This window comes from Agromyces marinus (assembly GCF_021442325.1).
Taxonomy (GTDB): domain Bacteria; phylum Actinomycetota; class Actinomycetes; order Actinomycetales; family Microbacteriaceae; genus Agromyces; species Agromyces marinus.
On the sequence record NZ_CP087879.1, the window covers coordinates 550874 to 563564 of the forward strand.

General features: G+C 69.4%; 12 protein-coding genes. 10 read left to right on the top strand and 2 right to left on the bottom strand.

Translation table 11 applies throughout. From position 1 onward, the window contains the following. The first annotated feature begins 32 nt into the window (after positions 1–32). The 5 genes from DSM26151_RS02645 (at position 33) to DSM26151_RS02665 (ending at position 5556) form a co-directional block, all read left to right on the top strand. Complete coding sequence (locus tag DSM26151_RS02645) at positions 33–1193, top strand: cystathionine gamma-synthase (protein WP_234660876.1); 1161 nt, start codon at positions 33–35, stop codon at positions 1191–1193. A 100-nt stretch (positions 1194–1293) separates the two neighbouring features. Further along, positions 1294–2658, top strand: a complete 1365-nt coding sequence (locus DSM26151_RS02650; protein ID WP_234660877.1) for an APC family permease — start codon at positions 1294–1296, stop codon at positions 2656–2658. 48 nt (positions 2659–2706) lie between these two features. Then, a complete protein-coding gene (locus tag DSM26151_RS02655; RefSeq protein ID WP_234660878.1) occupies positions 2707–3537 on the top strand; it encodes an aldo/keto reductase in 831 nt (276 codons plus the stop codon). A 40-nt stretch (positions 3538–3577) separates the two neighbouring features. Next, positions 3578–4981 carry an MFS transporter gene (locus tag DSM26151_RS02660; RefSeq protein ID WP_234660879.1) on the top strand — a complete coding sequence of 468 codons (1404 nt, stop codon included), beginning with the start codon at positions 3578–3580 and terminating at the stop codon, positions 4979–4981. After that, entirely contained in the window at positions 4978–5556 is a 579-nt protein-coding gene (locus DSM26151_RS02665) for an HhH-GPD-type base excision DNA repair protein (RefSeq protein WP_234660880.1), read from the top strand. The genes DSM26151_RS02660 and DSM26151_RS02665 overlap by 4 nt, the downstream gene beginning before the upstream one ends. Positions 5557–5587: 31 nt before the next feature. On the opposite strand, the gene DSM26151_RS02670 is transcribed toward DSM26151_RS02665, so the two are convergent. Next, the gene (locus tag DSM26151_RS02670; protein WP_234660881.1) at positions 5588–6541 is read right to left on the bottom strand and encodes an NAD-dependent epimerase/dehydratase family protein; all 954 of its coding nucleotides are present in this window, start codon (positions 6539–6541) and stop codon (positions 5588–5590) included. 109 nt (positions 6542–6650) lie between these two features. Here DSM26151_RS02670 and DSM26151_RS02675 point away from each other — a divergent pair, with 109 nt between their 5' ends. Further along, positions 6651–7205: a hypothetical protein gene (locus tag DSM26151_RS02675; protein ID WP_234660882.1), complete on the top strand. Its 555-nt coding sequence runs from the start codon at positions 6651–6653 to the stop codon at positions 7203–7205. Positions 7206–7226: 21 nt separating this feature from the next. On the opposite strand, the gene DSM26151_RS02680 is transcribed toward DSM26151_RS02675, so the two are convergent. Further along, positions 7227–8045: an alpha/beta fold hydrolase gene (locus tag DSM26151_RS02680; RefSeq protein WP_234660883.1), complete on the bottom strand. Its 819-nt coding sequence runs from the start codon at positions 8043–8045 to the stop codon at positions 7227–7229. Between the two features lie 710 nt (positions 8046–8755). On the opposite strand from DSM26151_RS02680, the gene nrdH reads away from it, so the two are divergent. Genes nrdH through nrdF form a run of 4 tightly spaced genes read left to right on the top strand, consistent with a single transcriptional unit; the run spans position 8756 to position 12682 of the window. Next, positions 8756–8989, top strand: a complete 234-nt coding sequence (gene nrdH, locus DSM26151_RS02685; RefSeq protein ID WP_234660884.1) for a glutaredoxin-like protein NrdH — start codon at positions 8756–8758, stop codon at positions 8987–8989. 60 nt (positions 8990–9049) lie between these two features. Next, positions 9050–9478, top strand: coding sequence for a class Ib ribonucleoside-diphosphate reductase assembly flavoprotein NrdI (nrdI, locus tag DSM26151_RS02690; protein WP_234660885.1), 429 nt, complete (start codon positions 9050–9052; stop codon positions 9476–9478). A 35-nt stretch (positions 9479–9513) separates the two neighbouring features. Next, positions 9514–11619, top strand: a complete 2106-nt coding sequence (nrdE, locus tag DSM26151_RS02695) for a class 1b ribonucleoside-diphosphate reductase subunit alpha (protein ID WP_234660886.1) — start codon at positions 9514–9516, stop codon at positions 11617–11619. A gap of 43 nt (positions 11620–11662) precedes the next feature. Continuing rightward, positions 11663–12682 (top strand): class 1b ribonucleoside-diphosphate reductase subunit beta, encoded by a 1020-nt coding sequence (gene nrdF / locus DSM26151_RS02700; RefSeq protein WP_234660887.1) that lies wholly within the window; start codon positions 11663–11665, stop codon positions 12680–12682. Positions 12683–12691: the final 9 nt, after the last annotated feature.

The following is a 12691-nucleotide window of genomic DNA, read 5'->3' on the forward strand; positions in this document are numbered from 1 at the left end:
GATGCCGCGGCATCCGCTGCGAAAGGCCAGACATGCATCACGACACCGGCTTCGACACCCGCGCGATCCACGCGGGCCAGGAGTTCGACCCCACGACCGGCGCGGTGATCCCGCCGATCCACGTGACCTCGACGTACGCGCAGGACGGCATCGGCGGCCTCCGCGGCGGGTACGAGTACTCGCGCGGCGGCAACCCGACGCGCACCGCGCTCGAGACCCAGCTCGCCGCGCTCGAGGGCGGCATCCGCGGCCTGTCGTTCGCGTCGGGCCTCGCGGCGGAGGATGCGCTGCTGCGCACGGTGCTTCGGCCCGGCGACCACGTGGTGATCGGCAACGACGTGTACGGCGGCACGCACCGGCTCATCCGCCGCATCTTCGGCGACTGGGGCGTTCGCCACTCGACGGTCGACACGAGCGACCTCGACGCGGTGCGTGCCGCGATCGAGCTCGGCACCACGAAGGTGCTGTGGGTCGAGACGCCGTCGAACCCGCTCATGAAGATCTCGGACATCGCGGCGCTCGCCGAGCTCGGCGACGAAGCGGGCCTCACCGTCGTGGTCGACAACACGTTCGCGAGCCCGGCGCTGCAGCAGCCGGTCGCGCTCGGCGCGCACGTGGTCGTGCACTCGACGACGAAGTACCTCGGCGGGCACTCCGACGTCGTCGGCGGCGCGCTGGTGTTCGCGCCCGGCCGGGAGGAGCTCGCCGAGCGCGTCGGCTTCACGCAGTTCGCGGCCGGCGCGGTCTCGGCGCCGTTCGACGCGTTCCTCACGACGCGCGGCATCAAGACCCTGGGGGTCCGGATGCAGCGGCACAGCCAGAACGCGCTCGCGATCGCGCGACGGCTCGACGAGCATCCAGCGGTCGCTCGCGTGCTGTACCCGGGCCTCGAGTCGCACCCGGGCCACGCGCTCGCCGCGCGGCAGATGTCGGGCTTCGGCGGCATGGTGTCGATCGATCTCGTGGGCGGCGGCGCGGCCGCGCGCCGGTTCGCGGAGTCGACCGAGCTGTTCACGCTGGCCGAGTCGCTCGGCGGCGTCGAGTCGCTCGTGAACTACCCGTCGGAGATGACGCACGCGTCGGTGAAGGGCACCGAGGCCGAGGTGCCGGAGTCGATCGTGCGCCTCTCGGTCGGCATCGAGGATGTGGACGACCTGCTTGCCGACATCGACGGGGCGCTCGGGCGGGTGTAGCGCCGGCACCGCGCACGCCGCGATGGCGGTTGGCAGGATGTGAACCAACGCTGTCATCCCTGCCAGTGCGTGTGCCGCTGGCATCCGGCACGATGAGCAGGTGAGTTCGAGAACCCTGGACGTCGCGCCCCCGGTCGGCGCAGCGACACCGCACCACGGCCGGCTGGGCCTCGTCCAGGGCACCGCCCTCTACATCGCGAGCGTGCTCGGCACCGGGATCCTCGTGCTGCCCGGGCTCGCCGCGCAGGTCGCCGGCCCGGCATCCATCGTCGCGGTCGCGGCGGTGCTCGTGCTCTCGATCCCGCTCGCGGGCACCTTCGCCGCGCTCGCCTCGCGATTCCCCGACCCGGGCGGCGTCGCCAGCTACGTGCGTCGCGCGCTCGGGCCGACCGCCGCCCGCATGACCGGCTACTGGTTCTTCTTCGGCGTCTGCGTCGGGGCGCCCGTCGTCGCGGTCCTCGGCGGCGAGTACGTCGTCGCGGTGCTCGGCGTCGACCGCGCCGCCGTGCCGATCATCGGCTTCGCGGTCTTCCTGCCGCCGTTCATCGCGAACTGGTTCGGCGTGCGCGTCGCGGGCTGGGTGCAGTTCGTGCTCACCGGGCTGCTGCTCGCCGTGGTCGTCGGCGTCGTCGCGGTCACGTTCCCCGCGGCCGACGCGGCGAACTTCACCCCGTTCCTGCCGAACGGCTGGGCCGGGGTCGGCGTCGCGATCAGCCTCTTCGTGTGGGCGTTCGCGGGCTGGGAGGTCGGCACGCACATCGCGGGCGAGTTCCGCGACCCGCGCCGCACGATCCCGCTCGCGACGGGCATCGCGATCGCCGTCGTCGGGGTCGGCTACCTCGCGCTCCAGTTCGTGACCGTCGCCGTGCTCGGCGATCGGGCGGGTGAGAGCCAGGTGCCGCTGCTCGACCTCGTCGAGACGACCGCACCCGGCATCGGCTCGGTGCTCGTCGCGGTCGTCGCCGCGATCGTCACGGTCGGCGTCGTGAACGCCTACCTGCCCGCGTTCGGCAAGCTCGGCGCCGCGCTCGGCCGCGACGGCGACCTGCCCCGATTCTTCGCGAAGGGCGTGGAGGACGGCGCGGTCCCGCGACGGGCGCTGGCCCTCACGGCGGTGCTCATCACCGTCTACTTCGGCCTCATGCTGTGGAACGGGCTCGACCTGTCGGGCTTCATCCTCATCCACACGAGCAACATGGTCGCGATCTACGCCGCGGGCATGCTCGCCGCGACGCTCATCCTGCGGAAGTGGTCGGCCGGCTGGTGGCTCGCGGTCGTCGCGACGGTGCTCACGGCCGGCCTGCTCGTGCTCGCGTGGCAGAACCTGCTCGTGCCGATCGTGCTGGCCGCGGCATCCGTTCTCGTCACGTTCGTGCGCCGCAGGCGGCGACGGGTCGGACCGGGCGCGGTCGGCCGGGCGCCGGCGCAGCCGACCGCCGCATCGACGGCCGATCCGGGCCGATAGCGCCCGTCGGCTGGCGAGCGGACCCCGTTGGGGTTCAGGATGGAGGGCATGACCGCCCACGCGTATGCCCTCGCCGACGGCAACACCATTCCCGCGATCGGATTGGGGACGTACGGACTGAACGACCAGACGGGCGTCGAGGCGATCGAGACCGCCATCCGCGACGGCTACCGGCTGCTCGACACCGCCTACAACTACGGCAACGAAGAGGTCGTCGCCGAGGCCGTGCGCCGGTCGGGCGTCGACCGCAGCGACCTCTTCATCACGACCAAGCTCCCGGGCCGCCATCACGGCGCCGAGGAGACGCTCGCGAGCTTCGAGCAGTCGCGCACGCGACTCGACCTCGAGTGGGTCGACCTCTACCTCATCCACTGGCCGAACCCGAGCCGCGACAAGTACGTCGACAGCTGGCGATCGATGATCAAGCTCAGGGAGCGCGGGGTCGTGCGATCGATCGGGGTCTCGAACTTCACCGCCGAGATGCTCGAACGCCTCGGCTCGGAGACCGGGCTCATGCCCGTGGTGAACCAGGTCGAGCTCCACCCGTACTTCTCGCAGGCCGAGCTGCGCGCCTTCCATGCCGAGCACGGCATCCGCACCGAGAGCTGGAGCCCGCTCGCCAAGCGGACCGAACTGCTCGCCGAGCACGCGCTCGTCGAGATCGCCGCGCGCCACGGCGTCACGACCGCGCAGGTCGTGCTCGCCTGGCACCTCGCCCTCGGCGCGGTGCCGATCCCGAAGTCGGCGGATGCCGCGCGGCGACGCGAGAACCTCGACGTGTTCGGCATCGAGCTCGCGCAGGACGAGATCGACGCGATCTCGGCGCTCGAGCGCGGCCGGATCTGGGGCGGCGACCCGGAGTCGCACGAGGAACTCTGAGGTCCGAGCGGATGCCGGCGGGTCGACGTAGGCTCGGACGGTGACCGACCGCACCACCTCCACGACGCCCGGCGAGCCGACGCGATCGGCCGCACCCGGGGTCTTCGCACGCGAGTGGCGCTGGCTCTCGCTCGGCATGTTCTCGCTGATCTTCCTGGCCGCGTTCGAGGTGCTCGCGGTCACGACCGCGATGCCGATCGTCGCGGCCGACCTCGACGGCGAGGGGCTCTACGCGCTCGCGTTCTCGGTGCCGCTGGCCGCCGGCGTCGTGGGCATGGTCATCGCCGGCAACTGGAGCGACCGCTCGGGGCCGCTCCCGCCCCTGTTGGCCGCAGGGGTGCTCTTCGTGGTCGGGCTCGTCATCGCCGGCCTCGCACAGGACATGACCGTGCTCGTGATCGGCCGGCTCGTGCACGGCATCGGCGGTGCCGCCGTCATCGTGCCGCTCTACGTCATCGTCGCCCGGGTGTACCCCGAGTCGGTCCGTTCGCGCGTGTTCGCCGGGTTCGCGGCGGCCTGGGTGATCCCGTCGATCGTCGGCCCGTCGATCGCGGGCACGATCGCCGAGGAGTTCAGCTGGCGCTGGGTGTTCCTCGGCGTGATCGCGCTCGTCCTCCCCGCCGCGCTCATGATGCTCGCGCCGCTGCTGCGCGTGCTCGAGAAGGTCCGCGGCGACCGGGGCGTTCCGTGGAGCGCACGGCGGATCGGCTGGTCCATGCTCGCGGCGGGCGCCGCCCTGGGCGTGAGCCTCGCGGCCGAGTTCGCGGAGCCGTGGCGGTGGCTCGTCGCGGTGCTCGCGATCATCGTCGTCGTGATCGCGGTGCGCCCGCTCCTGCCGGTCGGCACCCTGCGCGCCGCGCGCGGCATCCCGGCGACGGTGCTCATGCGTGCCGTCGTCGCCGGGGCGTTCTTCGGCAGCGAGATCTACCTGCCCAAGTTCCTGATCGACGAGTACGGCCTGCCGGCCGGGCTCGCGGGTGCCGTGCTGACCGGCGCCGGCGTGTCGTGGGCCGCGGCGTCCTGGTTGCAGGGCCGACTCGACACCCGGCTCTCCAACACCGAGGTCGTGCGGATCGGCGCGGCGACGCTCGCGGTCGCACTCGGCGGCGTGCTGCTCATCGCCGTCTTCACGCTGCCGCCCGTCACCGCATTCGCGGCGTGGACGATCGCGGGCGCGGCCATGGGGTTCATGTACCCGCGGTTCTCGGTCGCGGTGCTCGAGCAGTCCGAGGTCTCGCAGCAGGGGTTCAACAGCGCCGCCCTCACGATCGGCGAGTCGCTCGGCGGTGCGATCGCGCTCGCGATCACGGCGCTCGTCGCGAGCGTGACCGCTTCGGTGCCGTTCACGCCGGAGTTCGCGGTCACGGCCGCGATCGCGCTCGTCGGGGTGATGCTGGCGTCGCGCGTCCGGCCGCGGGGCGCCGGTGCGAGGATGGAAGCATGACCACGCTCAACATCACGGGGGATGCCGCTGCCGACGACCTGCTGGGCAGCGACGCGTTCGCGCTGCTCACCGGCATGCTGCTCGACCAGCAGGTCGCGATGGAGACGGCGTTCGCGGGGCCCGCGAAGATCCGCGACCGCGTCGGCACGATCGAGCCCGCCGCGATCGCCGCCGTCGAGCCCGAGCGGTTCGCCGAGGCGTTCAAGCAGCCGCCCGCCGTGCACCGGTACCCGGGCTCGATGGCCGGGCGCGTGCAGGCGCTCGCGGCCGCGGTGCGCGACGAGTGGGGCGGCGACGCCGCCGCGATCTGGACGCAGGGCGACCCCGACGGCGCCGAGGTGCTGAAGCGACTCAAGGCGCTTCCGGGCTTCGGCGAGCAGAAGGCGAAGATCTTCCTGGCGCTGCTCGGCAAGCAGTGCGGGCTCGAGGCGAGCGGATGGCGCGACGCCGCCGGCCACTACGGCGACGAGGGTTCGTACGCCTCCGTGGCCGACATCGTCGACCCCGAGTCGCTCGCGAAGGTCCGTGCCACGAAGCAGGCTGCGAAGGCGGCTGCGAAGGCCGCGAAGGGGTAGCACCGCGCGCACCCGTGGCGCAACGCGCGCGTCAGCGGGTGCCGATCGCGCGCTCGCGCCAGGCGCGCGCGGTCGCGTCGAGCAGCCCGTCCCAGTTCGTCGGCGTCAGGCCGAAGGTCGCCGTCGTCTCGGCTGCATCGACCACGAACGGCCGCTCGAACTGGTACATGACTCCCGCGAGTTCGCGCAGGATCGGCACGACGAGTCCGAGCGATGAAACGGCCCACCGCGGCATCCGTCGCAGTGTCGGCTCGCCGGTTCCGGCCCGCTCGCCGATGGCGGTGAGCACCTCGCGGACGCTCGCGGGCGGGTTCGACGGCACGATCCACGGGGATCCCCAGGCGCGTTCGTCGCGCCCGAGCACGTCGAGCGTCGCGGCGATGTCGTCGACCGCGGTCCACGAGTGCGCGGCGTCCGGGTCGCCGAACACGGTCGCGGGCTTCCCTGCGAGCGTCGCCGCTGCGTATCGGGCGAGCAGCCCGCTCGAGGCGGGCGTGGTCGGCCCGAGGTAGTCGGAGGCTCGCGCCTCGGTCACGCGGACGCGCCCGGCGCGGTGCGCGGCGAGCGCCTCCTCCCACATCCGGGCGCGCAGCGCACCCTTGTGGTCGGACGGCCGCAGCGGCGTGTCCTGCTGCATCGGTCCGTCGACCGGTCCGTACCCGTAGAGGTTGCCCATGGTCACCAGCACGGCGCCGGATGCCTCGGCCGCCTGCAGGATCGACGCGGCCAGCGGCGGCCAGACGCGCTCCCACTGCGGGTACGCCCCGGGATTGGCGCAGTTGTAGACGATGCCGGCGCCGCGGGCGGCGTCGGCGAGGGCGACCGGCTCGCTCGCGTCGAGCGCGACGAGTTCGACGAGCGGATGCCGCGGGCCGCCGCCCGACCGCGTGACGACGCGCACCTGCTCGTCGCGCTCGGCCAGCCGGAGGGCGAGCGACGTCCCGACGGGGCCGGCGCCGACGATGAGGTGGTGGGCTGCGTCCATGTGCACCATCCTGCACGTGCGCCGCATCTCGCAGGTGAACGATCCGGGCGCTGGTCGCGGCAGGTGGTCGGGGCGGCCCACTGCTCGACGGTTCGAATACGATCGTCGCGTGACCCGAACGCGAACCCTGACCGAATCCCTCATCGCCGAACTCGAACCTCGGCTGGCCGATACGGCCTACACGATCGATCGCACCGAGCGAGGGTTCGACGTCGTGCTCGACCTCGCCGACGCGAAGTGGTGGATGCCGCTGAGCCGCAACGGGCTCAAGGAGACCTTCGTGCATCAGGTCGCCGTCGACGAGTCGGCCCGCAGGTACAGCGTCAACGACGTGGCCCGCGCCATCGAATGGAAGGCGGGCCTGGACGGGCAGCGGATGCCGTCGCTCCGGGCCGGCATGTCGGGCCATTCGGGAACCGTCATCACACGTCGGCGCAAGATCACGATCGGCGTCTCGGACCGGGCGGCCGTCGAGCGCGTCGTCGACATCGCATTCGACTCCACGGCGGTCGCGGAGCAGATCGACGCGGCCGCAGCACAGGTCGGCCTCGCCAAGGCCATGGGCCGAGATCAGCGGATCGGGTTGGTCGTCGGGCTCGCCGGGCTGGGCATCGCCGTGCTGGCGGTGGCGATGGTCGTCGTCAGCCAGTTCGTCGCGCAGTAGCCGGCTCCGGCACGGCCGCGATCAGCGCGGCACGTTTGCGTCGAGGAAGTCGGCGATCGCTGCGGCCAGGTCTTCGGGCTGCCAGGCGTGGTCGATCGCCCGGATGCCTCGGCGCTCGCCGTTCGGCAGCGCTGAGGCGATCGCCTCGGCTGCCGGTCCCATCCCGCTCGGCGCGTCCTGGTCGCCGACGAGGAGGAGCGCGGGTGCGGTGATCGACCCGAACAGGTCCGCGTGCGGCGCGGACTGCGCCCAGGCGAGCGCCTCGGCATCCGCTTCGAGACTCGGGCCGATGCGCACCATCAGCGGCCAGGCGGGGCTCGCCTTGGAGCGCTCGAGCCACTCGGGCGGCATGTCCTTCATGAAGTACTCGACGACGGCGTCGGCGTCGTCGCCGGCGAGGCGTTCGCGGAGTCCAGTGAGGAACTCGGCGCCGTCGGCACCCTGCTCGGTGCCGGTCGGCACCTCGAATCCGACGATGGCGGTGACGGGCAGCCCGTGCGCGGCGGCCGCGAGCGCGATGGCGGCGCCCGAGGAGTTGCCGAACAGGGCGACGCCGACGCCCAGGTCGTGCGTGCGCTCGAGTTCCGCGACGATCGCGCGCAGGTCGGCCAGGCTCTCGTGGAGGCCCATGCGAGCGTCGTGGGCGCTCTCGCCGCGACCGCGCCGGTCGTAGTTGACGACGGTGTAGCCGCGTTGCGCGATGAGCGTCGCGAGTCGACGGGTCGCGGGATCGAACGCGCGGAACTGGAACGCGCCGCCGATGAGGATCACCGGTGGCCCCTCGCCTTCGCGGTCGTAGGCGATCGCGGCGCCGTCGTGCGAGATCACGGTGTGCGACATGCGGTCCTTCCTTCGCAGGGGTGGGTCTGCGCCGGGTACTGGTCCGCCGTCAGGCTAGCCCGGCCGGGGCGGTGCGCGATAGGGGCGTGGGGCCGCGTTCACACGGGCCTGACGTTCGTGGTCGCGACACTCCTGTTGCTCGAGGTGTCCGGGTTCGCGTTGGCGTGAGCGCGGCGACCCGACGTCGCAGGGGCTGACTTCGCGGACGGGCTGCGACGCGCCGAGACGGCCCGCGACGCGCCGCGGCATCCGTCACGGCGATGTCGGTGGGTGGTGGCAGCATTGCCAGCAGATGCCCACCACATGTTGTGGTCGGCAGGCCGATGAGGGCCAGATGTCGGGTCGGGGAGCCGGTATGTCGTGTGAGTCCGTCGCAGGCGGGGTCGCCGTCTGCGGTGCGCGGGCGGTGCGGATGCCTCGTGGTGGCGTTCGTGCGCGACACGCCGACGACACGCCCGGCATCCATTCACAGGCCGGAACCGCACGAATGAGCGGGCCTGTGGAGAACCGAGTCGGCACCCGCGGAAATCCGCCGATCAGGGCTGCATCGCCCTGTTGATGGACGGTGGATGACGCGGTGGAAAACTACACGAATGTAACTACATCATCTTGGGGTCGTTCCTTTGCTCAGGCACAAGATGTAGTATCGAAGGACCGAAGCAACACCGGGGGAAACGGCCCGCGGGGGCCAGAGAAAAGGGGTCGAACACATGACGGTCACGGTCTACACCAAGCCTTCCTGCGTCCAGTGCAACGCCACGTACCGCGCCCTCGACAGCAAGGGCATCGAGTACGAGATCCTCGACCTGTCACAGGACGAGACGGCGCTCGCCGCGGTCAAGGAGCTCGGCTACCTGCAGGCCCCGGTCGTCATCACCGACGAAGGTCACTGGTCGGGCTTCCGCCCCGACAAGATCGACGAGCTGGCCTCGCGGCTGGCGTAGCCCGCGGCCTGGGTCTCGACGCGCCGGCTTCGCGCGGCCACTCGACCAGCAGGGGCTGACATGGCGAACCTCATCTACTTCTCGAGCGTCTCGGGCAACACCGCGCGCTTCATCGAGAAGCTCGGGCGTCCGGCGGCGCGCATCCCGCTGCACGCGAAGGATGCCGCGCTCGTCGCCGACGAACCCTACGTGCTCGTCGTCCCGACCTACGGGGGAGGGGACGGCAAGGGCGCCGTGCCCAAGCAGGTCATCAGGTTCCTGAACGACCAGCACAACCGCGCGCTCATCCGCGGCGTCATCGCCGCGGGGAACACCAACTTCGGTGCGGCCTACGGTCTCGCCGGCGACGTCGTCGCCGCGAAGTGCCATGTGCCGCACCTCTACCGCTTCGAAGTATTCGGAACACCAGACGACGTTCGCGCCGTCGACGAGGGATTGGACGCATTTTGGTCAACGCAGCAGCAGGCGCCGCAGGCGACAGTGGCGTAGCGGTCATCGACGCACCGCGCTCGAGCAACTCGGGGATGGACTACCACGCCCTGAACGCGATGCTGAACCTGTACAGCGCCGACGGGAAGATCCAGTTCGAGAAGGACCGGGAGGCGGCGCGCGAGTACTTCCTCCAGCACGTCAACCAGAACACGGTCTTCTTCCACTCGCTGAAGGAGCGGCTCGACTACCTCGTCGAGAAGGAGTACTACGAGCCCGAGGTGCTCGGCATGTACTCGTTCGAGTTCATCCAGCAGCTCAACGACCTGGCCTACTCGAAGAAGTTCCGCTTCGAGACCTTCCTCGGCGCGTTCAAGTACTACACGAGCTACACGCTCAAGACCTTCGACGGCAAGCGCTACCTCGAGCGCTTCGAAGACCGGGTCGTGATGACCGCGCTCGGCCTCGCGCAGGGCGACGAGCAGCTCGCGACCGACCTCGTGGAGGAGATCATCGCCGGGCGCTTCCAGCCCGCGACGCCGACCTTCCTCAACACGGGCAAGGCGCAGCGCGGCGAGCTCGTCTCGTGCTTCCTGCTCCGCATCGAAGACAACATGGAGTCGATCTCGCGGGGCATCAACTCCTCGCTCCAGCTGTCGAAGCGCGGCGGCGGCGTGGCGCTCCTGCTGTCGAACATCCGCGAGTCGGGTGCGCCCATCAAGCAGATCGAGAACCAGTCGTCGGGCATCATCCCCGTGATGAAGCTGCTGGAGGACTCGTTCTCGTACGCCAACCAGCTCGGCGCGCGCCAGGGCGCGGGCGCGGTGTACCTGTCGGCGCATCACCCCGACATCATGCGGTTCCTCGACACCAAGCGCGAGAACGCCGACGAGAAGATCCGCATCAAGACGCTCTCGCTCGGCGTCGTGATCCCCGACATCACGTTCGAGCTCGCGAAGAACAACGAGGACATGTACCTCTTCTCGCCGTACGATGTCGAGCGCGTATACGGCAAGCCGTTCGGCGACGTGCCGCTGTCGGAGAACTACCGCGCCATGGTCGACGACCCGCGCATCAAGAAGACGAAGATCAACGCGCGCGAGTTCTTCCAGACCATCGCCGAGATCCAGTTCGAGTCGGGCTACCCCTACATCGTGTTCGAAGACACGGTGAACAAGGCCAACCCGATCAAGGGCCGGATCAACATGTCGAACCTGTGCTCCGAGATCCTCCAGGTCAACACGCCGACGACCTACAACGAAGACCTCTCCTACGCCGAGATCGGCAAGGACATCTCGTGCAACCTGGGGTCGCTCAACATCGCCCTCGCGATGGACTCGCCCGACCTCGGCAAGACCGTCGATACCGCCATCCGCGGCCTCACCGCAGTGTCGAACATGTCGCACATCTCGTCGGTGCGCTCGGTCGAAGACGGCAACGACAAGTCGCACGCCATCGGCCTCGGCCAGATGAACCTGCACGGCTACCTCGCCCGCGAACGCATCCACTACGGCAGCGACGAGGGCATCGACTTCACGAACATCTACTTCTACACGGTGCTCTTCCACGCGCTGCGCGCGTCGAACCGCATCGCGATCGAGCGCGGCGAGACCTTCGACGGCTTCGCCGACTCGAAGTACGCGTCGGGCGAGTTCTTCGACAAGTACACGGATGCCGCGTGGGTGCCGACCACGGAGCGGGTCGCGCAGCTGTTCGCGGACGCCGGGGTGCACATCCCGACGCAGGACGACTGGCGCGAGCTCGCGGCATCCGTCAAGGAGCACGGCATCTACAACCAGAACCTGCAGGCGGTGCCGCCGACCGGCTCGATCTCGTACATCAACAACTCGACGTCGTCGATCCACCCGATCGCGTCGAAGATCGAGATCCGCAAGGAAGGCAAGCTCGGTCGCGTCTACTACCCGGCGCCGTTCATGACGAACGACAACCTCGAGTACTACCAGGACGCGTACGAGATCGGCTACGAGAAGGTCATCGACACCTACGCCGCGGCGACGCAGCACGTCGACCAGGGTCTCTCGCTCACGCTGTTCTTCAAGGACACCGCGACGACCCGCGACATCAACAAGGCCCAGATCTACGCCTGGAAGAAGGGCATCAAGACGATCTACTACATCCGGCTGCGTCAGCAGGCGCTGGAAGGCACGGAGCTGGAACTTTGCGTCAGCTGCACTTTGTGAGTATTTCTCACATTACGGATGACTGGAGAAGAGGACTGAACGGATGACTCTCACCGACCCGGTGAACTCGGCGAAGAACGACCCCGCCCACGGTGGCAAGGTCAAGCTCGTCGATCACGTCAACGCGATCAACTGGAACCGCATCCAGGACGACAAAGACCTGGAGGTCTGGAATCGCCTGGTCAACAACTTCTGGCTGCCCGAGAAGGTGCCGCTGTCGAACGACGTGCAGTCGTGGAACACGCTGACCCCCGAGGAGCAGCAGACCACGATGCGGGTGTTCACGGGTCTGACGCTGCTCGACACCATCCAGGGCACGGTCGGTGCGGTCTCGCTCATCCCCGACTCGTTGACCCCGCACGAAGAGGCGGTGTACACCAACATCGCGTTCATGGAGTCGGTGCACGCGAAGAGCTACTCGTCGATCTTCTCGACGCTGTGCTCGACGAAGGAGATCGACGACGCGTTCCGTTGGTCGGTCGAGAACGAGCACCTGCAGAAGAAGGCCGCGATCGTCATGGAGTACTACCGTGGCGACGAGCCGTTGAAGCGCAAGGTCGCCTCGACGATGCTCGAGAGCTTCCTGTTCTACTCGGGCTTCTACATGCCGATGTACTGGTCTTCGCGGGCGAAGCTGACCAACACGGCCGACCTCATCCGCCTCATCATCCGTGACGAGGCCGTGCACGGCTACTACATCGGCTACAAGTTCCAGCGCGGACTCGAGCTCATCGGCCAGGCCCAGCGCGACGAACTCAAGGACTACACGTTCTCGCTGCTCTACGAGCTCTACGACAACGAGGTGCAGTACACGCAGAGCCTCTACGACGGCCTCGGCCTCACCGAGGACGTCAAGAAGTTCCTGCACTACAACGCCAACAAGGCCCTCATGAACCTCGGCTACGAGTCGATGTTCCCCTCTTCGGTCACCGACGTGAACCCGGCGATCCTCGCCTCGCTCTCGCCGAACGCCGACGAGAACCACGACTTCTTCTCGGGGTCGGGCTCGTCGTACGTGATCGGCAAGGCGGTCGTCACGGAGGACGAGGACTGGGACTTCTAGAGGGGCGCG

What these genes read in the sequence shown, in the direction of transcription:
- DSM26151_RS02680 (WP_234660883.1), bottom strand. Translation starts at nt 8,045, where the DNA reads ATGTCGCACACCGTGATCTCGCACGACGGCGCCGCGATCGCCTACGAC.
- nrdE (WP_234660886.1), top strand. Translation starts at nt 9,514, where the DNA reads ATGGACTACCACGCCCTGAACGCGATGCTGAACCTGTACAGCGCCGAC.
- DSM26151_RS02665 (WP_234660880.1), top strand. Translation starts at nt 4,978, where the DNA reads ATGACCACGCTCAACATCACGGGGGATGCCGCTGCCGACGACCTGCTG.
- nrdF (WP_234660887.1), top strand. Translation starts at nt 11,663, where the DNA reads ATGACTCTCACCGACCCGGTGAACTCGGCGAAGAACGACCCCGCCCAC.
- DSM26151_RS02645 (WP_234660876.1), top strand. Translation starts at nt 33, where the DNA reads ATGCATCACGACACCGGCTTCGACACCCGCGCGATCCACGCGGGCCAG.
- nrdH (WP_234660884.1), top strand. Translation starts at nt 8,756, where the DNA reads ATGACGGTCACGGTCTACACCAAGCCTTCCTGCGTCCAGTGCAACGCC.
- DSM26151_RS02670 (WP_234660881.1), bottom strand. Translation starts at nt 6,541, where the DNA reads ATGGACGCAGCCCACCACCTCATCGTCGGCGCCGGCCCCGTCGGGACG.
- nrdI (WP_234660885.1), top strand. Translation starts at nt 9,050, where the DNA reads ATGGCGAACCTCATCTACTTCTCGAGCGTCTCGGGCAACACCGCGCGC.
- DSM26151_RS02655 (WP_234660878.1), top strand. Translation starts at nt 2,707, where the DNA reads ATGACCGCCCACGCGTATGCCCTCGCCGACGGCAACACCATTCCCGCG.